The sequence below is a fragment of the Sphingobium sp. MI1205 genome (assembly GCF_001563285.1).
In the GTDB taxonomy this organism is placed as follows: domain Bacteria; phylum Pseudomonadota; class Alphaproteobacteria; order Sphingomonadales; family Sphingomonadaceae; genus Sphingobium.
The window spans coordinates 1,441,831-1,463,666 of record NZ_CP005188.1; the positions used below are offsets into that span (position 1 = coordinate 1,441,831).

The 21,836-nt window shown below is 61.0% G+C and carries 21 protein-coding genes; 9 read left to right on the forward strand and 12 right to left on the reverse strand.

Going from position 1 to position 21,836, the window contains the following annotated elements; all coding sequences use genetic code 11:
- Positions 1-24 precede the first annotated feature (24 nt).
- The 3 genes from K663_RS06925 (at position 25) to K663_RS06935 (ending at position 2,905) form a co-directional block, all read left to right on the forward strand.
- Positions 25-336: an FtsB family cell division protein gene (locus tag K663_RS06925; RefSeq protein WP_062115811.1), complete on the forward strand. Its 312-nt coding sequence runs from the start codon at positions 25-27 to the stop codon at positions 334-336.
- 110 nt (positions 337-446) lie between these two features.
- Complete coding sequence (pdhA, locus tag K663_RS06930; RefSeq protein WP_037463079.1) at positions 447-1,520, forward strand: pyruvate dehydrogenase (acetyl-transferring) E1 component subunit alpha; 1,074 nt, start codon at positions 447-449, stop codon at positions 1,518-1,520.
- Positions 1,520-2,905, forward strand: a complete 1,386-nt coding sequence (locus K663_RS06935) for a pyruvate dehydrogenase complex E1 component subunit beta (RefSeq protein WP_062115814.1) — start codon at positions 1,520-1,522, stop codon at positions 2,903-2,905. Before pdhA ends, K663_RS06935 begins: the two co-directional genes overlap by 1 nt.
- A gap of 51 nt (positions 2,906-2,956) precedes the next feature.
- On the opposite strand, the gene K663_RS06940 is transcribed toward K663_RS06935, so the two are convergent.
- Genes K663_RS06940 through K663_RS06950 form a run of 3 tightly spaced genes read right to left on the reverse strand, consistent with a single transcriptional unit; the run spans position 2,957 to position 6,274 of the window.
- Complete coding sequence (locus K663_RS06940) at positions 2,957-3,637, reverse strand: TadE/TadG family type IV pilus assembly protein (RefSeq protein WP_235589538.1); 681 nt, start codon at positions 3,635-3,637, stop codon at positions 2,957-2,959.
- 10 nt (positions 3,638-3,647) lie between these two features.
- Positions 3,648-4,268 carry a TadE/TadG family type IV pilus assembly protein gene (locus K663_RS06945; RefSeq protein WP_062115820.1) on the reverse strand — a complete coding sequence of 207 codons (621 nt, stop codon included), beginning with the start codon at positions 4,266-4,268 and terminating at the stop codon, positions 3,648-3,650.
- Positions 4,265-6,274 (reverse strand): TadE/TadG family type IV pilus assembly protein, encoded by a 2,010-nt coding sequence (locus K663_RS06950; protein ID WP_062115823.1) that lies wholly within the window; start codon positions 6,272-6,274, stop codon positions 4,265-4,267. Before K663_RS06950 ends, K663_RS06945 begins: the two co-directional genes overlap by 4 nt.
- 205 nt (positions 6,275-6,479) lie before the next feature.
- Here K663_RS06950 and K663_RS06955 point away from each other — a divergent pair, with 205 nt between their 5' ends.
- Both K663_RS06955 and K663_RS06960 read left to right on the forward strand, forming a co-directional pair.
- Complete coding sequence (locus K663_RS06955; protein WP_443019001.1) at positions 6,480-7,055, forward strand: hypothetical protein; 576 nt, start codon at positions 6,480-6,482, stop codon at positions 7,053-7,055.
- Between the two features lie 11 nt (positions 7,056-7,066).
- Positions 7,067-7,525, forward strand: a complete 459-nt coding sequence (locus tag K663_RS06960; RefSeq protein WP_062120510.1) for an EF-hand domain-containing protein — start codon at positions 7,067-7,069, stop codon at positions 7,523-7,525.
- A 3-nt stretch (positions 7,526-7,528) separates the two neighbouring features.
- Here the strand turns inward: K663_RS06960 and trmFO are convergent, their stop codons facing one another.
- Both trmFO and leuA read right to left on the reverse strand, forming a co-directional pair.
- Positions 7,529-8,872 carry a methylenetetrahydrofolate--tRNA-(uracil(54)-C(5))-methyltransferase (FADH(2)-oxidizing) TrmFO gene (trmFO, locus tag K663_RS06965; RefSeq protein WP_062115829.1) on the reverse strand — a complete coding sequence of 448 codons (1,344 nt, stop codon included), beginning with the start codon at positions 8,870-8,872 and terminating at the stop codon, positions 7,529-7,531.
- A 73-nt stretch (positions 8,873-8,945) separates the two neighbouring features.
- Positions 8,946-10,610 carry a 2-isopropylmalate synthase gene (leuA, locus tag K663_RS06970; RefSeq protein WP_062115831.1) on the reverse strand — a complete coding sequence of 555 codons (1,665 nt, stop codon included), beginning with the start codon at positions 10,608-10,610 and terminating at the stop codon, positions 8,946-8,948.
- 422 nt (positions 10,611-11,032) lie between these two features.
- Between leuA and K663_RS06975 the strand changes: the two genes are divergently transcribed.
- A complete protein-coding gene (locus K663_RS06975; protein WP_235589539.1) occupies positions 11,033-12,277 on the forward strand; it encodes an NRAMP family divalent metal transporter in 1,245 nt (414 codons plus the stop codon).
- 257 nt (positions 12,278-12,534) lie between these two features.
- On the opposite strand, the gene K663_RS24295 is transcribed toward K663_RS06975, so the two are convergent.
- From K663_RS24295 to miaA, 7 genes are all read right to left on the reverse strand, one after another.
- Positions 12,535-12,699, reverse strand: a complete 165-nt coding sequence (locus K663_RS24295; RefSeq protein WP_158511160.1) for a hypothetical protein — start codon at positions 12,697-12,699, stop codon at positions 12,535-12,537.
- 411 nt (positions 12,700-13,110) lie between these two features.
- Complete coding sequence (locus K663_RS06980; protein ID WP_062115836.1) at positions 13,111-13,737, reverse strand: YceI family protein; 627 nt, start codon at positions 13,735-13,737, stop codon at positions 13,111-13,113.
- A 356-nt stretch (positions 13,738-14,093) separates the two neighbouring features.
- Positions 14,094-15,113, reverse strand: coding sequence for a ketol-acid reductoisomerase (ilvC, locus tag K663_RS06985; RefSeq protein WP_037463071.1), 1,020 nt, complete (start codon positions 15,111-15,113; stop codon positions 14,094-14,096).
- A 151-nt stretch (positions 15,114-15,264) separates the two neighbouring features.
- A complete protein-coding gene (ilvN, locus tag K663_RS06990) occupies positions 15,265-15,780 on the reverse strand; it encodes an acetolactate synthase small subunit (protein ID WP_062115839.1) in 516 nt (171 codons plus the stop codon).
- Positions 15,780-16,130, reverse strand: coding sequence for a hypothetical protein (locus tag K663_RS06995; RefSeq protein WP_062115842.1), 351 nt, complete (start codon positions 16,128-16,130; stop codon positions 15,780-15,782). Before K663_RS06995 ends, ilvN begins: the two co-directional genes overlap by 1 nt.
- A complete protein-coding gene (locus K663_RS07000) occupies positions 16,127-17,875 on the reverse strand; it encodes an acetolactate synthase 3 large subunit (RefSeq protein WP_062120513.1) in 1,749 nt (582 codons plus the stop codon). The genes K663_RS06995 and K663_RS07000 overlap by 4 nt, the downstream gene beginning before the upstream one ends.
- A 100-nt stretch (positions 17,876-17,975) precedes the next feature.
- Entirely contained in the window at positions 17,976-18,935 is a 960-nt protein-coding gene (gene miaA, locus K663_RS07005; RefSeq protein ID WP_062115845.1) for a tRNA (adenosine(37)-N6)-dimethylallyltransferase MiaA, read from the reverse strand.
- Here miaA and serB point away from each other — a divergent pair.
- The 3 genes from serB to K663_RS07020 all read left to right on the forward strand — a co-directional run bounded on the left by serB (position 18,934) and on the right by K663_RS07020 (position 21,820).
- Positions 18,934-19,812 (forward strand): phosphoserine phosphatase SerB, encoded by an 879-nt coding sequence (gene serB, locus K663_RS07010; RefSeq protein ID WP_062115848.1) that lies wholly within the window; start codon positions 18,934-18,936, stop codon positions 19,810-19,812. The two genes, miaA and serB, sit on opposite strands and share 2 nt — an antisense overlap.
- A 173-nt stretch (positions 19,813-19,985) precedes the next feature.
- Entirely contained in the window at positions 19,986-20,246 is a 261-nt protein-coding gene (locus tag K663_RS07015) for a hypothetical protein (protein ID WP_062115851.1), read from the forward strand.
- Positions 20,247-20,302: 56 nt separating this feature from the next.
- Entirely contained in the window at positions 20,303-21,820 is a 1,518-nt protein-coding gene (locus K663_RS07020; RefSeq protein ID WP_062115854.1) for a L,D-transpeptidase family protein, read from the forward strand.
- Positions 21,821-21,836 lie beyond the last annotated feature (16 nt).

Below are 21,836 nucleotides of genomic sequence, written 5' to 3' on the forward strand. Positions count from 1 at the left end.
TTCGGCCTGTGATTCAAATGCTCCATGGCGCACATCGCTAAGCTTCGCACATTGTTGTTTTCGGCTTTCGGCCCGGCAATCGCTGTGCTTCTGCTTCTTTTCTTTGCCGGCTATGTGGTGCTCGGTTCCAATGGCGTCCTTGCCTGGGGTGATTACTCGCGCCAGCTTCATCGTGCCCAGGGTGAATTGAAGTCCGTCCGGGCCCAGCGGAATGAACTTCGCAATCGCGTAGACCTGCTCAATCCGCGTCGCGTCGATCCAGATCTGAGTGATGAGTTGATCCGCCGTCAGTTGGGCGTGATCCATCATGACGAAGTGATCGTTCCGCTGAACTGAACGCGGCATTCGATGCCGCTATTCCGCAGGTTGCGGCGTTGCATTCTGGCCGACTCTGCCGCTATATCGGGCTTCCTTCCATCCGTACGCAGGCAAAAGGATAAGAAGCCTTGGCGAAACCAACGACGCCGCGTCCGTCGCGTGCAAAGGCAAAGGCGCAAAGCCCTGCCAGCGCGGACCACAACCGGCCTCGCCCCGAAGCCCCGAGCGACTACAAAGCGACCAAGGAAGAATTGCTGGAATTCTACCGGCAAATGGTCCTCATCCGCCGCTTTGAGGAAAAGGCGGGGCAGCTTTACGGCCTCGGCCTGATCGGCGGCTTCTGTCATCTCTATATCGGGCAGGAAGCGGTTGCCGTGGGCATCCAGTCGGCGCTCAAGCCCGGCAAGGACAGCGTTATCACCGGCTATCGCGACCACGGCCATATGCTTGCCTATGGCATTGATCCGAATGTCATCATGGCCGAGCTGACCGGTCGCGAAGCTGGCATTTCGAAGGGCAAGGGCGGCTCGATGCACATGTTCAGCGTCGAGCATAAGTTTTTCGGCGGCCACGGGATCGTCGGCGCTCAGGTATCGCTCGGTGCGGGTCTGGGTTTCGCGCACAAGTATAAGGGTGACGGTGGCGTCTGCGTCGCCTATTTTGGCGACGGAGCGGCCAATCAGGGTCAGGTCTATGAAAGCTTCAACATGGCTGAGCTATGGAAGCTGCCGATCATCTTCGTGATCGAAAACAATCAATATGCCATGGGGACCAGCGTCAACCGTTCGTCCGCAGAGGATCAGCTTTATCGCCGTGGCGAAAGCTTCCGTATTCCCGGCATCCAGGTCAATGGCATGGACGTCCTTGCGGTGCGTGGAGCGACCGAGGAAGCGCTTAAATGGGTGCAGGGTGGCAATGGCCCCATTCTTCTGGAAATGAAGACCTATCGTTACCGCGGCCACTCCATGTCCGACCCCGCGAAATACCGTTCGCGTGAGGAAGTGCAGGCCATGCGCGAAAAATCCGACCCGATCGAGGGTGCGAAGAAATATTTGATGGACGCAGGCGTCAGCGAGGATGAACTCAAGAAGGTTGATCAGGACATTCGCAAGATCGTGAGTGACGCGGCTGACTTCGCCGAAACGTCGCCCGAGCCGGAAATGTCCGAACTCTATACCGACGTGCTGGTGGAGCAATATTGATGGGTATCGAAATCAAGATGCCGGCGCTCTCCCCGACGATGGAGGAAGGTACGCTGGCCAAGTGGCTGGTGAAGGAAGGCGATGAAGTGCGTTCGGGCGATATTCTCGCTGAGATCGAAACGGACAAGGCGACGATGGAATTTGAAGCGGTCGATGAAGGCAAGATCGGCGCGATCGTCATTCCCGAGGGCACCGAAGGCGTGAAAGTCGGCACGGTCATCGCGACGATGGCTGGCGAGGACGGCGACACCGCCAAGCCGACGCCGAGGGCCAAGGAAAGCGCCCCTGCCGCCAAGGCGGAGGCGGCCCCGGAGGCGCCGAAGAAGGCGGCCACCGGAACAGCCAAGCTCGATACGGAAGTAAGGGCCAGCGTGGCTGACCCGGATCTTCCCGAAGGCACCGAATATGTAAAAACGACAGTGCGTGAAGCACTGCGCGATGCCATGGCTGAAGAAATGCGCCGCGACGAGCGGGTGTTCGTCATGGGCGAGGAAGTGGCTGAATATCAGGGCGCCTACAAGGTGACCCAGGGCCTTCTCGACGAATTTGGCGACAAGCGTGTCATCGACACGCCAATCACCGAACATGGCTTTGCCGGCATTGGCGCCGGTGCCGCGATGGGCGGCCTTCGCCCGGTTATCGAGTTCATGACATTCAATTTTGCCATGCAGGCGATTGACCACATCATCAACTCGGCGGCCAAGACCAACTATATGTCGGGCGGCCAGATGCGCTGTCCCATAGTGTTCCGTGGCCCCAATGGTGCGGCGAGCCGCGTTGGGGCCCAGCACAGCCAGAATTATGGGCCATGGTATGCGGCTGTTCCGGGCCTCATCGTCATCGCGCCCTATGACGCGGCTGATGCCAAGGGTTTGCTGAAGGCCGCCATCCGTTCAGAAGACCCGGTCGTTTTCCTGGAGAATGAGTTGGTCTATGGCCGGAGCTTCGACGTGCCTAAGGTGGATGACTATGTCCTGCCGATCGGCAAGGCCCGTATCATGCGCACCGGCAAGAATGTGACGTTGGTCAGCTATTCCATCGGCGTTGGCGTCGCCCTTGAAGCCGCAGAAACATTGGCGGGCGAAGGTATCGATGCGGAGGTCATCGACCTGCGCACGCTGCGACCGCTGGACACCGCGACCGTGTTGCAGAGTCTCAAGAAGACCAATCGCCTCGTCGTGGTCGAGGAAGGCTGGCCCGTCTGCTCGATCGCGTCGGAAATCGCCGCAGTGATGATGGAACAGGGCTTTGACGACCTGGATGCCCCAGTTTTGCGCGTGACCAACGAGGATGTGCCGCTGCCCTACGCCGCGAACCTTGAAAAGGCGGCGCTTATCGACGCCGCTCGCGTCGTCGCTGCGGCGAAGAAGGTTTGCTATCGTTGACCGTATAGTTGGGGAGGGCCGAAATCTGACTCTCCCTTTCTACGCCCAAGTTCAGGTGCAGGTTGATGGGGTAACGTTTTCGGTATTGTAGACCTGTGTGATGTCGCGACTATCGCGGACGTTATAGGCCGAAAACTCCGTAATGTCGTGTAGCGGCAGCGTGATAATGGGCATCAGGCGTGTGTAGGTGTAGTGAATTTCCACCACCATCACGGCCGTTCCCTCTGCTGCAGTAATTTCATGATCCTCCGGTCCCATTCCGGCGAAGCCGGTGCCCGTGGCGCCTGTACCCTCCGTTCCGTAAGCGGACTCATAAGCGTCCCCTCCATAGCATCGCTGCCATTTTATCATCTGCCCGCCGTCGGCATTTCGCTGCAGGCTGGAAAGGACGATCTTGCCCTTTTGACCGAGGTTGAGGTTCGATGCTTGCAGGTCAGCGCCGATGAAAACGTCGTTGATCTCCGCCTCGCTAACAGGCTTGTTATTAATGGCGCTTTGAGCCCCCATCCGGGACGCGTTGTCCGATACCATGACCGCCAGTTCGCCAACTCTCTTGACGGTCAGGGCATAGTTGGTGAGTTCCAGGCCGGACGTGGCGAGGATCAGCAGAATGGGGAAGGCCATTGCGAACTCGGTCAAGGCGATGCCGCTCTGGCACCGCAGAAGATCAAGCCGCGAGGGCAGGGAGTTTGCGACCACCGGTCGGACGCCTGAAGTTTGAGAGCCGTTCATTGATAGATCCTCAATCGCAATGGCCAATCAGGGCTTCCGCCTGCTTATCAAAAGGCTGATTCCGTAAAATTGTGTGGGCGGTGATGCTGACCTGCTCACTCCAGCCCAGCAGGGACGCCATCGGGAAAAGACGATCATATTCCAGCGTCGCGGAATAGATTGTGACGTCCTTTGCGCCGCCTTGGCCGGCTACGCCAGAGTCGGCATCGCGGACGCCATTGCGGTTGGCATCGTCGAAGCTTTCGTCGTTATTGCAGATGTCATCGCCGTTGGAATCTATAAATGCCTCCGCCCTCGATTGGGCGCGGCCGTAGGATTTGAACGCCAGGCGATCGAAGTGAAGTGTTCCGCCACCAACCAGTCGTTTCACCGCCGTCTCGACCGAGTTGTCCAGCAATGCGCGATTGGCATCGGTAGCCGTTTCGAGGGCGGACGCGCGGCCTGCAGCCTGAATTTCTCCGCTTAGAATGGCGCGGGCGTAGAGATAATAGCCGGTGTCAAACAGGAACATCAGCATCAGCACCAGTATCGGCGCGACAAAGGCGAACTCCACCAATGTCGCGCCGCGTACGTCCCGGGCGAAAGATCGAGCTTGCCGGGTGAAGCGATAGCGGGCGGTGGCGCGTGTCATCGTGTCACCCGCAACTGTGCGATCTGCGATGCAATCTGCGAGAAGGTGGCGGTCAACTGGTCTGAGTTATCGGCCTGATAGGCGCGACCGGGTGACGCGCAGTCAGACAGAAGCGTCGTCAGGGTTGTGCCAAATGCGATGACCCAGACTGTGATGTTCTTCTGATTTTTGGCTATATTGCAAAGCTCGGCGAGCCGCGCTTCCGTGATGTCATCCTGGCCTTCGTCCGTAGGTATGGATCCTGTGGGGGTACGGCGACGTGCGACTGCCGACATGCCCCAAGCATCGTAGGCGCCTATGCGCGTATCAGTATCTCCATCGGTCATAAAGATAAGATGGCGTGCATAGCGGCCACTGCTCTCTGCCGCTGCGTGCTCGGCAGCAAACAGGCCCTCACGAGACATCAGCCGCAGACCCCACAGCATGCCTATGTCATGATAGGTGAAACCGGCGGGCTTCAGCGCGGCTAGATAAGTGGAAAGCGTGCTCGAATCGATCTCCGCCAGTTTGCGTGCATAGGTCGGGCACGCGCCATATTCGCTCGTGCTCGATGAGGGCGTAGGTAAATTGCTCGAACTTTTGGTTGAAGCGGATTCACTCCATACCCAGTTGGTGGTCGCGGTGAAGGATGTCGCATTTCGCCCATAGACAAGACCCGGCAGAAACGGCTTCCATTGGGTGGAAACGTTATTCTTGTCAGGTACGAGGTCAACGTCCATGTCGTAACGCGGTACACCGGCGCCTTCATCGGACCGGCGAGTAGCGCGTTCCTCTATGCAGCCATTGGTCTGATTCCATGTAATGGTGCGCGACGTTGGATTTCCGCCCGAGAAGTTGCCTACCGGAGCGGTGAAACTGCCCCCGCTCACAAGCGAATTTCCGTCGCCTGCTCCCTTGAGATCGGCCATGGAGTAGTCAACTGGCTTATACCGCCAGTAATAAACCCAGGAATCTGGGTTTTCCTGTCCAGCATTCGGATTTTCTTTTACCCACTCGGTCAGCGTTTCGGTGTAATTGTCATATATGGTGGGCGTGATCCAGCAAATGCCATTGTTCAGGGATTTCGAATAGGTGGTGCCATTGCGGACTCTTGTGCGTTTGCGGGTGCGCGGCACGGCACTGCTGGACGGGTCCCAAGACTCATATGTGGTCTTGTCAGTCCAGTCCTTGTTTGGAGGAGCGATGCATTCTTCCGACGGTCCCTGATACTTAGTACCCGTGTTTTTGGAGCCGCTAAGATACTTCCAGCCGTCATTTCCTGAAATCGTTGAGCCTTGCGTGCCTCCGTCCTTCAGTTCCTTCTCATTCTCATAGACCCGGGAATCATAAGTGGCGATGTCCATGATCCAGTCGCGCTTGAGCAACATTCCTACATTGACGGTTGAAGAATAGGGCACGAAGCCATAACGAATGCGCGAGCCTGCGGGCCGGACATTTTCCAGTTCTGTATAGAAGCTGCTCACGGCACCTCGGAGCACCGCGATGCGGCTTTGGGAATCGCCGAGGTTGATGTCGTTCATGGACAAGGTCGTGTCCAGAACGAACATCACATCGGTATTCGGCAATTGAAGGTCTGCGGTGCAGGTCGCGGTGACGGTCTTGTCCGGCATATGAAAAAGCGACATCAGCGTCATCGGCACGACCACTGATGCGTTACCGGTGACGGCGCCCGTCTCGCTTGCCGAATAGATGACCGCGCCGGAGTTTGTCCCATATTTGTTGGCGGGGAAGTTAACGGTGAAAAAGCGGTCGGCCGTTTCCTGAGTGCTGCCCGTACCAGTTGTCCAGGTGAGACCGGTCATGGCGCGTCGCCCAGCAAGGGCGCCAGCGTCGCATGCCTGTTGCAGCCGCGTCTTGGTCAGGTAGATGCGGCTGATGTCCACGCCGCCGCCAATCAGGGCTGCCAGAGGGAAGATGGCAGCCGCCACAATCGCCAGCGTATTGCCAGCCTGATTGTGATAGAGCCGCATCAAAATGAACAGTGTGCGCTTGATCCTGTCGCCCATTTTTGCTTTCACCCATGCTTGTCCCGACCCCCCTTGCAGGCAGGGCAACCGACTGCTCCTTAAGGGGCAGTTGTTAGGATCAATATTCGGGGGATAGTTAAAATGACGATAATCTATACCGGGCGATATACAGCCTGTGGCTTAGGCATTGGCTGACGAACTGTCCGCTCTCGCGGCGCTGCTGAGCGCCTATGCCGGCGATGACATGGCGCGGCATCGGCTGCTGTGGACGCTGGATGCACGCTTTGCCCGGCTTGCCGCCACGACGAGCGAGCCCATGATCGGCCAGATCCGCCTCGCCTGGTGGCAGGAAGCGCTGAGCGACGAGGTGGGAGCCAAGGGCAGGGGGGAGCCGCTCATCGACGGCCTGCGTGCGCTGGGCGCGTTGCCGCCTGCGGGGCTTTCGGCATGGCTTGACGGCTGGGAGGCGATGGTGGGAGATGTCAACCTCGACGCCTATGCGGATGGTCGTGGCGGCGGTCTGTTTCACGCGCTTGCGGGGGAAGGTGAAGTGTCCCCCTGGCTGACACAGGCTGGCGCAGCATGGGCGCTGTGGGACTTGTCGGGCCATGTGGCCGACCCGTCTCTCGCGGTCGATGCGATCAGCCTTGCGCGGGAGAAGATGCCCTCCATCTCTCAACCCTGGCCTGCGGCATGGCGGCCTATGCGCATCGCTTATGGCTTGGCGCGGCAGGATATTCTAAAGGGCAGGGCGGCGCCTAAACGCTTGACGCCGGGACTTTATCTTCGGCTATTGCGCGTGGCACTGACCACGCGTTGAAGGGGGATTTGGTGGGAAGGATCATGGCTGGTGCTGCGTTGCTGCTGATCGCGGCGAGCCTTTTCTGGTGGCAGGGGCGCGCGGCCAATGGTCCCATGCCTGAGGCCGTGATAGCGCCTCCGCCGCCTCCGGCTATCGATGCGTTGCCAGAGGGCGATCCCGATGCCGTTGGAAAGCCGCTGCCCCGCCCCGGTGAGGCAAGCCCGCAAAGTCGCGAACAGAAGCGCTTCGCTCGGTACGACCGCGACCGGAATGGCGTGATCACGCGGATCGAGATGATGGGCAGCCGGGTCAAGGCTTTCAAGAAGCTCGACAAGGACGGTGACAATCTGCTGTCGTTCGAGGAATGGGCGGTTGCGACATCCGACCGCTTCGCCGAGGCTGACGCCAATGCAGACGGCAAGCTCTCGCCTGCCGAGTTCGCCACCACCGCGCCCAAGCGAAGCCTCAAGCCGCGCTGCAAATGTTGATGGTCAGGCGGGCTGAAGCTCGCCCAGCCAAAGCCCCAGAGCCGCGCGCGCCCGCGATGTCATCGCTTCCTTGCGCTGTTTCTTCTTCACATCGTCTATCGGCGGGAACAGGCCGAAATTGACGTTCATGGGCTGATAGTCGGCTGTTTCGACGTTGCCGATGACATGGCCGAGCAGCGCGCCCAACGCAGTTTCGCCGGGCGGGGGAGCCAGCTGCTGCCCCAATATTTCCGCCGCAGCGAAACGCCCAGCCAGCAGACCGATCGCCGCGCTTTCGACATAGCCTTCGCAGCCGGTCATCTGGCCAGCGAAACGGATATGGGGGGCGTTCTTCAACCGGAGCGTGGCGTCCAGCAGCTTGGGGCTTTGAATGAAGGTGTTGCGGTGGAGGCCGCCAAGGCGCGCGAATTCGGCATTTTCCAGACCTGGGATGGTGCGGAACAGTTCAACCTGGGTGCCATGTTTGAGCTTCGTCTGGAAGCCGACCATGTTCCACAGCGTACCCGACGCATTATCCTGCCTCAGTTGCACGACGGCGTAGGGCCAGCGACCGGTGCGGGGATCGTCCAGGCCCATCGGTTTCATCGGACCATGGCGCAGGGTTTCGGGGCCGCGGGACGCCATCACCTCAATCGGCATGCAGCCTTCGAAATAGGGGGTGTTCTTTTCCCACTCCTTGAATTCGGTCTTGTCGCCGTCGAGGAGGCCCTGGACGAAGGCCTGATACTGGTCCCTGGTCATCGGGCAATTGATGTAATCCTTGCCCTCTCCGCCGCCGGGGCCGATCTTGTCCCAGCGGTTGGCCATCCAGCATTTGTCCATGTCAATGCTGTCGAAATGAATGACGGGCGCAATGGCGTCGAAGAAGGCGAGGTGATCCATGCCCGCTGCCTGGCCGATGCTGGCGGCGAGCGCTGGTGCGGTCAGCGGGCCGGTCGCGACGATCGTCATGCCTTCGGTGGGCAGGGTGTCGATGCGTTCGCGGACGACCTCTACATTCGGATGCTCGGAAAGCGTGCGGGTGACGCCTTCGGAGAAGATGTGCCGATCAACCGCCAGGGCTGATCCGGCGGGGACTTTGGCCGGTTCCGCCTGCGCCATGATGAGCGAGCCGAGGCGGCGCATTTCCTGATGGAGCAGGCCGACGGCGTTCTTGTCGGGATCATCGGAACGAAAGCTGTTGGAGCAGACGAGTTCGGCGAGGCCATCGGTTTGATGTGCCGGGGTCATGTCGCCGGAGCCGCGCATTTCGGAGAGGCGGACTTTGACGCCCGCCTCCGCCAGTTGCCAGGCGGCTTCTGAACCGGCGAGGCCGCCGCCGATTATGTGGACCTGGTGATTTGTCACTGTCGTTCCGAACTCGAGAATGAAATAGAGAGAAGAACGCGATTTCTCGCGCTCTTTCCTATTTTCAGTTTCGTTATGAAATGCTGTTGGCGGCCGACAGCACGGCCTGGACCGAGGCGGTCGCGATGTCGGTATCGGTGCCGATGCCGAAGACGGTGCGGCCATCGGGCGTGCGGCATTCGACATAGGCGGCCGCAGCAACGTCCGTCCCCACGCCGATCGCATGCTCGCTATAATCAGCCACTTCCAGATCGACGCCAAGGTCGTCACGCAGCGCGGCCAGCACCGAGGAGATCAGCCCGTTGCCGCGTCCGGAAATGCTGCGTTCGCCGCCCTTGTGAGCGATCTTGCCAGTGAAGATGCGGTCGCCCGCATGGCCGGTTTCATTATAATCGATCAGCTTGTAGGGCTGGTCCCCGGACAGGCGGTAATGATCCTCGAACGCGGCCCAGATGTCAGCGGCGTTGAGTTCGCGGCTGCTCTGGTCCGCCAGCGCCTGCACGACGCGAGAGAAGTCGGCTTGCATCCGCTTGGGCAGTTTCAGCCCCTTGTCCTGTTGCAGCACCCAGGCGACGCCGCCCTTGCCCGACTGCGAATTGACGCGGATCACCGCTTCATAGTCGCGGCCCAGATCCTTGGGGTCGATGGGCAGATAGGGCACGTCCCAAATCTGGTCGTTGCGGACTTCCTGCGCGGCGAAACCCTTCTTGATCGCGTCCTGATGCGAGCCGGAAAAGGCGGTGAACACCAGTTCGCCAGCATAGGGATGGCGCGGGTGGACGGGCAGCTGGTTGCAATATTCGACGGTCTGGATGACCTCATCAATGTCGGAGAAATCCAGCCCCGGATTGATGCCCTGCGTGTACATGTTGAGCGCCACGGTCACCAGATCGCAGTTGCCGGTGCGTTCACCGTTGCCAAACAGACAACCTTCGACGCGGTCCGCGCCCGCCATCAGGCCCAGTTCCGCCGCCGCGACGCCGGTCCCCCGGTCATTATGGGTGTGCAGCGAGATGACGACGCTGTCGCGGCGCGAAATGTTGCGGCACATCCATTCGATCTGGTCGGCATAGATGTTGGGCGTCGCGGCCTCGACCGTGGCGGGCAGGTTCAGGATCAGCGGCCGTTCAGGCGTCGGTTGCAGGATTTCCATCACCGCTTCACAGCATTCCAGGCTGAAATCCAGCTCCGCGGTCGAGAAGGTTTCCGGCGAATATTCGAAATGCCAGTCGGTGTTGGGCTGCTTCGCGGCATTGTCGCGCAGCAGCTTGGCCGCGTTGATCGCGATTTCCTTGATCTGCGGGCGATCCATCTGGAACACGATGTTGCGCCAGGCGGGTGACACGGCGTTGTAAACATGGACGACCGCCTGCTTCGCGCCGCGCAGGCTTTCAAAGGTGGTGGCGATCAGGTCTTCACGCGCCTGCGTCAGCACTTGCGGGAATACGTCGTCGGGGATCGCGCCATCGCGAACCAGACCGGAAATGAAGTCGAACTCGGTCGCGCCGGCGGCGGGGAAGCCAACTTCGATTTCCTTGACGCCCACTTTCAGCAGCAGGTCGAAGAAGCGGCGCTTCTTTTCCGCGTTCATCGGGTCGATCAACGACTGGTTGCCGTCGCGCATGTCGGTCGACAGCCAGCGCGGCGGTGAGGTGATGACAGCGCTGGGCCATTGGCGATTGGGCAGGTCCACCTGGGGGAAGGCGCGGTATTTCTGCGAAGGGTCGGTCAGCATCATGGGAAGCTACTTCTTTATGCAAACGAGCGGCGTCACGGCCTGCCCGGTGAAACGACTATCTGCTTGAAAAAAGCCCTTAGGCGTATCGCTGCATCATTCAAGCGAAGAGCAGCGCAAAAAGCACGCCTAAGGGCGTGTAAGTCGTAGCAGGGGAAGAAGCGCGCGCTGCATGGTGGAGGTGCCTTAACCCTTTTTAGGGGTGCGCGTCCAGTGTTTGTTGAAGAGGGGTGTAGGGGACGGCTTGGGGTGGTTTGCGGAATGGCGGCTTTCGATTGTCAGCATCACAAATCGGACAGTCCAATTGCAGTATCCCAATCCGTCGGCGAGTGCTGGTTGCTACTCAACGGAGCGCGTGCGACTATCAGTGTGTGAATAAATCTTCCCCAAATGACGTTGGGCTCCCTCGCGGATTTAAGGCCTTCTTGAAGGCTCTGGGACCGGGCCTTGTTACAGGTGCGGCAGATGATGATCCCAGCGGCATAGGCACGCATAGCCAGGTTGGCGCTGAATTCGGATATGGTTTGGCTTGGACATTTGTCCTCAGTTTTCCGCTGATGGTTGCGATACAGCTGATTGCGGCAGAGATTGGCCGCGTCACGGGTGCGGGCATCGCCCGAAACCTGAAACGTCATTACCCACGCCCCCTATTGTGGTTCATGGTCTCATTGTTGCTGATTGCGAACATCGTCAATCTTGGGGCCGATCTGAGTGCGATGGGTGCGGCACTTACCCTTCTCATCGGCGGGAATGGGGCGCTTTACACGCTGCTATTCGGGATCGTGTGCATCCTTCTGGAAGTTGGGCTTAGCTACCCGCGCTATGCATCGATTCTGAAGTGGACGACGCTTTCGTTGTTCACATACGTTGCTGTGGTGGCGGTTGCCCACGTACCATGGCCGCATGCACTGCGCTCGCTCGTGGTTCCCGAGCTGCAATTCAACGCCGCTTATGCTACCGCCTTCGTCGCAATCCTCGGCACGACCATAAGCCCCTATCTGTTCTTCTGGCAGGCCGGGCAGGAAATCGAGGAACAGCATAGACATCATGTCAAACCGCTGTGCCTGACGGCATCCACCGCCGGCCCCGAACTGAAACGAATTCAAGTTGATACGCTAACCGGCATGGGGTTCAGCACACTTATATCACTTGCGATCGTGTTCGCGACCGCAGCCACACTGCATGCCAATGGCGTGCGGGATATCGCAACGTCGTCACAGGCGGCCGAGGCGCTTCGGCCGATCGCAGGTCAATTTGCCTTCGCAATGTTTGCGGTGGGTATTATTGGCACTGGCTTGCTGGCTGTTCCGGTGCTTGCAGGGTCGGCTGCCTATGCCGTCACCGAGATGGCGGGGATTTCTGGCAGCCTTGATGCGAAGCCGCTCTCTGCCCGCCTATTCTACGGGACGATTGCGGCAACGACGCTGGCCGGCGCATCCTTGAACGGGATTGGCATCGACCCGGCGCGCGCACTGTACTGGGCGGCAGTGGTCAACGGCATTCTCGCCGGTCCATTGATGGTCGTAATGATGCTAATCGTTCGCAATCCCCGGGCAATGGGGCGCTTGGCTGTGTCACTTCGACAGATGATCTTCGGGTGGGTGGCCACTGCGGTCATGGTCGCGTCCTCGGTACTGTTTCTAGGATTTGTAGTCGCGGACCTGATCTGATGCGCACCACTTAGCGGCTGCTTTTTGGGCCATCACCTCTGCTACTGTAAGGTCGCCTTTTGGTCGCGTGTCGTCGGGCAGTTTTTATTCCTCGAACCCGACCAGCGGGTTATCGGCGCTACCGAGTCATTCGCGGGTAGGAAGCGACGATGTGGTTAGCGACCCGCCGCTCCCACGCACGGAAGGCAAGAAAGGCGCCATACCTCATAACCTAAGCGACAGAAGCGTCGCTAGAACCTGCCGACGGACGCGTGTCTTCATGTTGTCTGCGCGTTAAAGTCACCCTCCTCAACTGGGAGTTCAATGGCCTTCTCCTCGGCAGAGTTTGATGCATCATCCGTTTCATTGTGATCGAGGTGATCGAGGCCAACAGGTTCCTTCACCTCGTTCACATCGGCTTCTTCATCGTCCTTACCAATCATGTGCGCTCTCCTTCACCAGGGAAGGAAAGTGTTTTTCAACCGAATGGTTCCGAGTGGAGGGCAGGCGCAGCATCATGTCCACGCGCAGTGCGGCAGCCTTGCCCGAGCAGAGAATGGAAGACACTTAGTCGCATGAAGGAGTGAAATACTGGCTGCTTCTGGTCGCCGTCGGCTATAACATCCGTTCGTGCTGAGCCTGTCGAAGCATGCGCGCAACGGCGAGGTCATCACGCGTCCTTCGCCAAGCTCAGGACGAACGGAGCCAGTAGGCGGGGATGTCACTCTCCGTAGCGGCGAAGGAGGGTAAGGTCTGGCGGGAACCACCCTCATCCAACTTCGCCTAGCGAGCGAGCTGGTAAGGCTGCGTATCCTTCTCCCGCTGGCGGGAGAAGGAGTGTGCGCTGGCGTGGCTTACTTCTGGAACGCCGCCACGATCTTCAATTCGATCGCGTCGCCGACCATGGGCACGCCATAGCCCATGTTGAAATCGCTGCGTTTGACCGCGCCGGTTGCGACGAAGCCGACATTTTCCTTGCCGCCAGCCATGGCGGGCGCCTTGCCCGCGCCGTAAAATTCGGCGTCGAGAGTGACGGGCTTGGTGATGCCCTTGATGGTGAGGTTGCCGGTGATTTCAGCGCCGGTGGGGCCGTCAGCCTTCACGCTGGTTGAGACGAAGGTCGCCTTGGGAAATTTCGCAACGTCGAAGAAGTCGGCCTTCATCAGATGTTCGTCGAGCTTCGCAACGCCAGTGCGGATGTTGGCGATGGGGACGTCCACGGAGACCTTGGCGGCGGCGACATTCTTGGGGTCAAGGGTCAGCGTGCCGGTGGATTCGGAGATGACGCCGACATTGTTGGAAAAGCCCATATGGTCATAGGCAAAGACGATCTGGGTGTGGCCGGGATCAATCTGATACGTGCCGCCGGTGACGCGGGCCGGATCCTTTGCGCCAGGCGCGGCGGGCATTTGCTGGGCGATGACGACGGTGCCGCCTGCGATCGCGGTGAAGGCAGCAGCGGAAATCAGCAACTTGCGCATCGGTGGTTCTCCAGAAGCAAAAGACGCGCCACCATAGCGGCATCCTTTGATTGTTCCAGAGGTGTAACCGGAAATGGAGGGTTACCGAATTGGAGTATGCGCGCGTGGGCGCGGGATGGGATTGGAGGTGGGGCTTTAGACCCCAGCTTTCGCTGGGGTGACGGGAGGGGTTGGGTTGACGGGGTGTTGCCTTGCTGCTGGCGGCTGACCTTGTGCAGGAGGCGCAGGTTCAACCAGGCATATGCGCGAGAGGCGCAGAGATCGCAGGAGGAATTTCCCCAGCGTCCTCTGCGCCTCTGCGCGAGCAAAGGGAAAAGTGGTCAGGGGGCGGGCGGGATGATCCGCCCGCGCCAGCCTTAGTTCTTTTCCTGGTCCACCAGCTTGTTGGCTGCGATCCAGGGCATCATGGCGCGCAGCTTTGCGCCGGTTTCTTCGATGGGGTGACGCTGGGCGGCGATGCGGCTGGCCTTCAGCTCCGGCTGGCCAGCGCGGTTGTCGAGCACGAAGTCCTTCACGAAGCGGCCCGACTGGATGTCGGCGAGGACGCGCTTCATTTCCTTCTTCGTTTCTTCGGTGATGATGCGCGGGCCGGTCTTGATGTCACCATATTCGGCGGTGTTCGAGATCGAATAGCGCATGTTGGCGATGCCGCCTTCATACATCAGGTCGACGATCAGCTTGAGTTCGTGGAGGCATTCGAAATAGGCCATTTCCGGCGCATAACCGGCTTCCACCAGCGTTTCGAAGCCAGCCTGGACCAGCGCGGTCGCGCCGCCGCACAGCACCGCCTGCTCGCCGAACAGGTCGGTTTCGCATTCCTCGCGGAAGTTGGTTTCGATGATGCCCGAGCGGCCGCCGCCGACGCCCGAAGCGTAGGACAGGGCGATGTCATGGGCGTTGCCGGTCGCGTCCTGCGCGATGGCGATCAGGCAGGGGACGCCGCCGCCGCGCTGATATTCGCTGCGGACGGTATGGCCGGGGCCCTTGGGCGCGATCATGATGACATCGACGTCCTTGCGCGGCTCGATCAGGCCGAAATGGACGTTGAGGCCGTGGGCGAAGGCGAGAGCGGCGCCGGGCTTGAGGTTCGCATGGATGTCGTCGGCATAGATAGCGGCCTGATGCTCGTCAGGTGCGAGGATCATGAGAACGTCGGCCCATGCGGCGGCTTCCGCGTTGGGCAGAACCTTGAAGCCTGCGCCTTCCGCCTTCTTGGCAGAGGCCGAGCCGGGGCGCAGAGCGATGGCGACTTCGGCCACGCCGCTGTCGCGCAGGTTCTGGGCGTGGGCGTGACCCTGGCTGCCATAGCCGAGGATGGCGACCTTCTTGCCCTTGATGAGACCGATGTCGGCGTCGCGATCGTAATAAACCTTCATTTGACGTTCCTTCTTCTGTCCAGCTGCTCCGGGAGGAGCTTAATCAATGGTGAGGGAGAACCACCGGGGGGGCCTCACCTGGCTGGCCCTCACCCTCCCACTGCTGCGCAGCGGGCCCCTCCCTCTCCCGCGGGCGGGAGAGGGGTCAAAGTCAATTCGGCTCCTTGCCGCGGATCAGGCCGACGACGCCGGTGCGGCCGACCTCTACCAGGCCGATCTGGCGCATGAGGCCGATGAAATTGTCGATCTTGTCGGTCGTGCCGGTGATCTCGAAAATGAAGCTCTCGATCGTGGTATCGACGACCTTTGCGCGAAAGACGTCGGCAAGGCGCAGCGCCTCTATCCGGTCTTCGCCCGTGCCCGTGACTTTCACCAGCGCCAGTTCCCGCTCGACGAAGGGGCCGTTGGCGGTGAGATCCGTAACCTTGTGAACCGGCACCAGTCGGTCCAGCTGGGCGATGATCTGGTCGATCACCTTGGGCGGGCCGTTGGTGACGATGGTGATGCGGCTGATCGCATGATCAGGCGTGATGTCCGCCACGGTCAGGCTGTCGATATTATAGCCGCGCGCGGTGAACAGGCCCGCGATCCGGGCGAGGATGCCCGCTTCGTTCGTGACCGTCAGCGACAGGACGTGCCGCTCGCTATATTCTTCCTGGATATGCATCAGATGCTCGTTCCATTATCCGGTTCGTCTGCGCGCTCATGGCGCTCGGAAATCATGCCCGTGAAGGCGTAGTGCCAGCTGCCGTCGTCGCGATGGGCGAGGCGGACGGGAAAGCCCGCGATCGCGTCGAACATGCGGCCCAGATGCTCGCCCACATAGCGGGGACTGGCCAGCAGGCGGCCGATCCGGCGCTCGTGGAAATCGAAGCCCTGCTCCAGATGAACTTCCCAATCCTCAATCTCTGGATCATGATGGTCCACGGTCCAGCCTCTCAGCTCAGCCGTGCCGCTGATCCGTTCAAAGTCGAAGGGTTCGCTCACATGGATGCGGAGCTTCAGATGCTGGGTCACACCAAAGCCTTTGCCTCATCCGACATGATGCCTGCGATCTGGTTGGGATCGAGCAGCATGTCGGTATGCGCCGCGCCCGACGGGATCATCGGGAAACAGTTGGACAGTTTCGTCACGCGGCAATCGACGATCACCGGTCCGGGCGTGTCGATCATCTGGCGAATGCCAGCCGCCAGTTCCTGCGGTCCTTCGATACGGATGCCCGTCCAGCCATAGGCTTCCGCCAGCTTCACGAAATCGGGCAGGCTGTCGGAATAGCTGTTGGAATAGCGGCTTTCATAGGTCAGTTCCTGCCACTGCCGGACCATGCCCATATATTCATTGTTGAGGATGAATATCTTGACCGGCAGGCGGTACTGGCTGGCCGTGCCCATTTCCTGGATGTTCATCTGGATCGAGGCGTCGCCCGCGACGCAGACGACCAGGCTGTCGGGATTGCCGACCTGCGCGCCGATGGCGGCGGGGAAGCCGTAGCCCATGGTGCCAAGACCGCCGGACGTCAGCCACTTGTTCGGCGCGTCGAAACCGAAATGCTGGGCGGCCCACATCTGGTGCTGGCCGACTTCGGTGGTGATGATGACGTCATCGGCTGAACGCGACGCCTTGTAGAGCTGTGCGATCGCTTCCTGCGGCATGATTTCCTCACCGCTTTCGGGATAAGCGAGGCTGTTGCGCGCGCGCCATCCTTCGATCCTGGCCCACCATTCGGACAGGTCCGCAGCCTTGTGCCCATGCGTTTTCCACGCGGTGATCAAGTCATTGAGCGCGTTTACAACATCGGCGACAATCGGAAGATCGACGTCAACCGTCTTGTTGATCGAGCTGCGATCGATGTCGATGTGGATCTTTTTCGAATTGGGCGCGAAGGCATCGAGGCGACCAGTGACCCGGTCATCGAAACGCGCGCCGACGCAGATGATCAGATCCGCCTTGTTCATCGCCCAGTTGGCTTCATAGGTGCCGTGCATGCCCAGCATCCCCAGCCATTGCGGCCCGGATGCGGGATAGGCGCCCAGGCCCATGAGGGTCGAGGTGACGGGCGCGCCTGTCAGTTCCGCCAGTTCGCGCAGCAGGGCCGACGCCTTCGGCCCCGAATTGATGACGCCGCCGCCCGTGTAGAAGATCGGGCGCTCTGCCTTTGCCAGCATTTCGACAGCCGTGGCGATGGCGGAGGCATCCGCCTTCGTCTGCGGCTTGTAGCTTGCATGTTCAAAGCCGAGCGGCCGGTTATAGGGCGCGGTGGCGATCTGGACGTTTTTCGGGATGTCGATGACGACCGGGCCGGGGCGGCCGGTGGTGGCGATGTGGAAAGCCTCATGGACGACGCCAGCAAGCTTTGCCGGATCCTTGACCAGATAGTTGTGCTTGGAACAGTGGCGCGTGATGCCGACCGTGTCCGCTTCCTGGAACGCGTCGGTGCCGATCAACTGCGTTGGAACCTGACCGGTGATGACGACCATGGGAATGGAGTCCATCAGCGCGTCGGTAATGCCGGTGACGGCGTTGGTCGCGCCGGGGCCGGAGGTGACGAGCACGACGCCGGGTTTCCCGGTCGAGCGGGCGTAACCCTCCGCCATATGGGTTGCACCCTGTTCATGGCGGACAAGGACGTGGCGGATCTTCGGATGATTGAAAAGCGCGTCATAGATGGGCAGCACCGCGCCGCCCGGATAACCGAACACGACTTCGACCCCCAGGTCGATCAGGCTTTCAACCAAAATGTCCGCGCCGCTCTTTTCGGACACGCTAAATCCTTCCACTGGATGCAAGTTGCGCCCTCTGCCCCGGAAGCGGGGAGATGGCAAGGCGGGTGCCTCTAATAGACATAAAATGGCTAGTCAACCACTAACGACGTAATTTTATTATCAGTTCGTCGGTGATCTTGTCATCAATGGACTGTGTTTCGCGTGGCCAGTGGTCCGGCGGCTGGCGGGAAAACCAGGTATATTGGCGCTTGGCATATTGGCGCGTGGCGATCCTGCCCCGTTCCGCCATGGTTTCCCGGCTTATTTCGCCGCGCAGCCAGCTGGCAATCTCGGGAACGCCTATCGCGCGCATGACAGGCAGTTCGGGGGAGAGTGCTCGGTTGAGAAGGGCTTCAACCTCTTGCACCGCGCCGCCATCGAGCATCTGTTCGAACCGGCGGTCGCAGCGGGCGATGAGCCAGTCGCGAGGCGGAAGGAGGATCAGGGGAGAAAGGCTGATGCGATCGGCAATGCCGCCGCTCTTATGCTGTTGCCAATAGGTAAGCGGCTTGCCGGTCGAACGCACGACTTCCAGCGCGCGGGCGACGCGGGTGGTGTCGGCGGGGGCGAGGCGGGCGGCGGCTTCCGGGTCTTCCCGCGAAAGGGCGGCGTGGGCGTCCGCGACCGGCATGACGCGCACGGCGGCACGGACGTCGGAATCAATGTCGGGCACCGGGGCGATGCCGTCGAGCAGGGTGCGCAGATATAGCCCTGTGCCGCCGACCAATATGGGCAGCCGCCCTTCGCCATGCGCGCGGTCGATTTCGGTGCGGGCGTCGGCCGCCCAGTGCGCGGCGGTGCAGGCCTGCCCGCCGTCGATATGGCCAAAGAGGCGATGAGGAGCTTCCGCCATTTCCTGGGCGCTTGGCCGGGCGGAGAGGATTTGCAGGTCGGCATAGACCTGGCTGGCGTCGGCGTTGATGACGACGCCGTTGGCCACTTGCGCCAACCGAACTGCGAGCGCGCTCTTGCCGCTGGCGGTAGGCCCGGCAATAAGCGCCACGCGCGGGCGGGATTCGCCCTTGTCTGTTTCAGGCCAGTTTGTTTCGGGAGTATCCATGTTCGTCGCAACCTTAGTGGCAAGTGCGGCCTTGAGTGAGGGGGATATTGCAGAATCCGTCGCTCGATTGGCGACCGCAGGCTGTGCGCCGGTGGATAGCAAGTGGCTGGATGAGGGCAAGGCCGCCGACATCTTCTTCGGTAGCGATCCCGTGACGGCGCGCGCGGTGCTGTCGGACATCGGGGACAGGGTGGATGTGATCGTCCAGCCGGCGATGGGCCGCGAGAAGAAGTTGCTGATCGCTGACATGGATTCGACCATGATAACGGTCGAGTGCATTGACGAACTGGCCGGCTATGCGGGGATAAAGCCGCAGATTGCCGACATCACCGAGCGGGCGATGCGCGGCGAGCTGGATTTCGCAGGCGCGTTGCATGAGCGGGTGGCGTTGCTGAAAGGGCTGGCGGACGAGGCGATTGACCGGTGCCGGGCCGAGCGTGTGAAGATCATGCCCGGCGCGCGGGCGCTGGTGCGCACGATGAAAGCGCGGGGCGCGGCGACGCTGCTGGTGTCGGGCGGATTTACCCGCTTCACCGGGCCGGTCGCCGAAGAGATCGGTTTCGACCGCGCGGTCGCCAACGTGCTTGAGATTGCGGACGGCGCGCTGATCGGGACGGTAGAGCTGCCCATCGTGGACGCATCGCGCAAGCGCGCCGAGCTGGAAGCGGCGATCGAGGGCGGTATCGACCGTGCTTTGACGCTTGCGGTGGGTGACGGCGCGAACGACATTCCGATGATCCAGGGCGCGGGGCTGGGCGTGGCCTATCATGCGAAGCCGAAAACGCGCGAGGCGGCGGGGGCAGAGGTTGTCCATGGTGACCTGTCGGTGCTGCTTTATGCGCAGGGGATCGGCTCTGCCGAATGGGTGATAGACTAGGGATCGCCCGCGATTTGCCGAGCAAAACGGTTAGTCGCGCGTTAGGCACATTTCGCCGTCATTGCGATTGGGTAATGGCTTCGAAAGGCGAGGTCGATCGTTACACCCCCGCTGCGTTTTGCAGTGTCCACATCTAACCGGCGCACGGTCCTCGCCGCGCCAAGGGAGAGGTTATGAACATCAGGCTTTTGGGTCTCCTCGGCGGAGCCGCGCTCGGCCTGAGCGCATGCTCCACGACGAGAGATGAACCTGTCGCGCCCGCGCCGCCGGTCGGTCCCGGCGCGATTGCCGGCACTGTCGCGGCGGATCGCAACGGCGATGGCATTGTCGATGGCTATTATTCGGCTGACGGCATGTACCATGAGGTCATGGGGCCGCCCTGTCCGCCGCCACCGCCGCCGCCGCCGCCGTCCAGACGCGGAGAACGCGGCTGATCAGCAGAATTATAAGGGCGCGGCGTTTCCGCCGCGTCCGTTGCATTTATGGGCCGATGGTCTTGGGGCTTCTTGCCGTCGGGCTGGCCCCCGCATCGGCTTTTGCCCAGTCGGAAGCGCCGCCGGAAGCCGTGCAGGAGGGCGCGCGTTCGAGCGTTGGCGCGGAAATCCGTGCGTCTGTCGGTGGCAAGCTGCGCGACTTTTACGCGCCGCGCGGCTACTGGCCGCTTTGGGTCGATGAGACGGATATAGGGAAGCAGGCAGAGGTTCTGCTGGACCTGATCCGCTCGTCGCGGATCGATGGCCTTAATCCCAAAAATTACGACCTGCGTGACCTCGAAAATCTGGTTGAGGAGGCGAGGTCGAGTGGCGGCGATCCCCGTGCGTTGGCGCGCGCGGATCTGGCGCTGTCCAAATCCTTTGCCGCGCTGGTCCGCGACATGCGGCGGCCGTCGAAGCGGGTGAAGATGCGCTATCTCGACCCGGAGGTGGAACCACGCGACGATGAACCCGCGGAGATATTGCGCGCGGCGGCTGTCGCGGCTTCCTTCACCGACTATGTACGGCAGATCGGCTGGATGAGTCCATTCTACAAGGAACTGCGCGGCGCGCGGGCGGATTTTGCCGAACGCTGGGCTGAATTGCCCGAGGTCGTCATCCCAGTTGGGGCCAGGCTGCGGCCAGGGATGAAGGGGCAGGAGGCCGCGATGCTGCGCAGGCGGCTCGGTCTTGCAGGCGGGACCTCTTATGACAAGGCGCTCGTCGCCAGGGTTCGCGCGTTTCAGGCGGATCACGGCCTGAAAGCGGACGGCGTGGCGGGACCGCAGACAATCGAGGCGCTTAATCGGCCTTTTGAATGGTATGACCGGATGCTTGCGCTCAACCTTGATCGGGCGCGGTTGCTGCCGGGGCCGTGGGTGCGGCATGTCGTGGTCGATGCGGCATCGGCGCGGCTTTGGTACTATAGCGGCGGTCGGCAGGACGGCACGATGAAGGTCGTCGCGGGCGCCAGGGAAAGCCAGACGCCGATGATGGCGGGCATGATCCGCTATGCCACGCTCAATCCCTACTGGAATGTGCCGACCGATCTGGTCGAGCGCAGGCTGTCGCAACGTATTCTGGACGGCGCGTCGCTCAGCGAGCTGAATTATGAGGCGCTGTCCGACTGGAGCGCCAATGCGCGGCGGCTGAATGAGTCCGAGATCGACTGGCAGGCGGTGGCCGATGGTCGGCGGCAGTTGCGCGTCCGGCAGTTGCCGGGCGGCTCCAACGCCATGGGGAAGGTGAAGTTCATGTTCCCCAACGACCTTGGCATCTACCTGCACGACACGCCTTCACGCGACCTGCTGGCCAAACCGGCCCGGCATTTCAGCAATGGTTGCGTGCGGCTGGAGGATGCGGAGCGACTGGGGCGCTGGTTCTTTGGCAAGCCGTTGGAGGTGGAAAGCAGCGAGCCGGAACAACATGTCCCCCTGCCTCAGCCGGTGCCGGTTTATCTGACTTACCTGACAGCAGTGCCGAGCGGACGAGGCATCCAGTTCCTGCCCGATGTTTACGAGCGCGATGGCATGTGATGCGGCGCTGGCGGGC

Coding starts and splice junctions, on each gene's coding strand:
- K663_RS06925 (WP_062115811.1), top strand. CDS start 25: ATGGCGCACATCGCTAAGCTTCGCACATTGTTGTTTTCGGCTTTCGGC.
- K663_RS06935 (WP_062115814.1), top strand. CDS start 1,520: ATGGGTATCGAAATCAAGATGCCGGCGCTCTCCCCGACGATGGAGGAA.
- K663_RS06940 (WP_235589538.1), bottom strand. CDS start 3,637: ATGAACGGCTCTCAAACTTCAGGCGTCCGACCGGTGGTCGCAAACTCC.
- K663_RS06945 (WP_062115820.1), bottom strand. CDS start 4,268: ATGACACGCGCCACCGCCCGCTATCGCTTCACCCGGCAAGCTCGATCT.
- K663_RS06950 (WP_062115823.1), bottom strand. CDS start 6,274: ATGGGCGACAGGATCAAGCGCACACTGTTCATTTTGATGCGGCTCTAT.
- K663_RS06955 (WP_443019001.1), top strand. CDS start 6,480: ATGGCGCGGCATCGGCTGCTGTGGACGCTGGATGCACGCTTTGCCCGG.
- leuA (WP_062115831.1), bottom strand. CDS start 10,610: ATGATGCTGACCGACCCTTCGCAGAAATACCGCGCCTTCCCCCAGGTG.
- K663_RS24295 (WP_158511160.1), bottom strand. CDS start 12,699: ATGATTGGTAAGGACGATGAAGAAGCCGATGTGAACGAGGTGAAGGAA.
- K663_RS06980 (WP_062115836.1), bottom strand. CDS start 13,737: ATGCGCAAGTTGCTGATTTCCGCTGCTGCCTTCACCGCGATCGCAGGC.
- ilvC (WP_037463071.1), bottom strand. CDS start 15,113: ATGAAGGTTTATTACGATCGCGACGCCGACATCGGTCTCATCAAGGGC.
- ilvN (WP_062115839.1), bottom strand. CDS start 15,780: ATGCATATCCAGGAAGAATATAGCGAGCGGCACGTCCTGTCGCTGACG.
- serB (WP_062115848.1), top strand. CDS start 18,934: ATGTTCGTCGCAACCTTAGTGGCAAGTGCGGCCTTGAGTGAGGGGGAT.
- miaA (WP_062115845.1), bottom strand. CDS start 18,935: ATGGATACTCCCGAAACAAACTGGCCTGAAACAGACAAGGGCGAATCC.
- K663_RS07015 (WP_062115851.1), top strand. CDS start 19,986: ATGAACATCAGGCTTTTGGGTCTCCTCGGCGGAGCCGCGCTCGGCCTG.
- K663_RS07020 (WP_062115854.1), top strand. CDS start 20,303: ATGGTCTTGGGGCTTCTTGCCGTCGGGCTGGCCCCCGCATCGGCTTTT.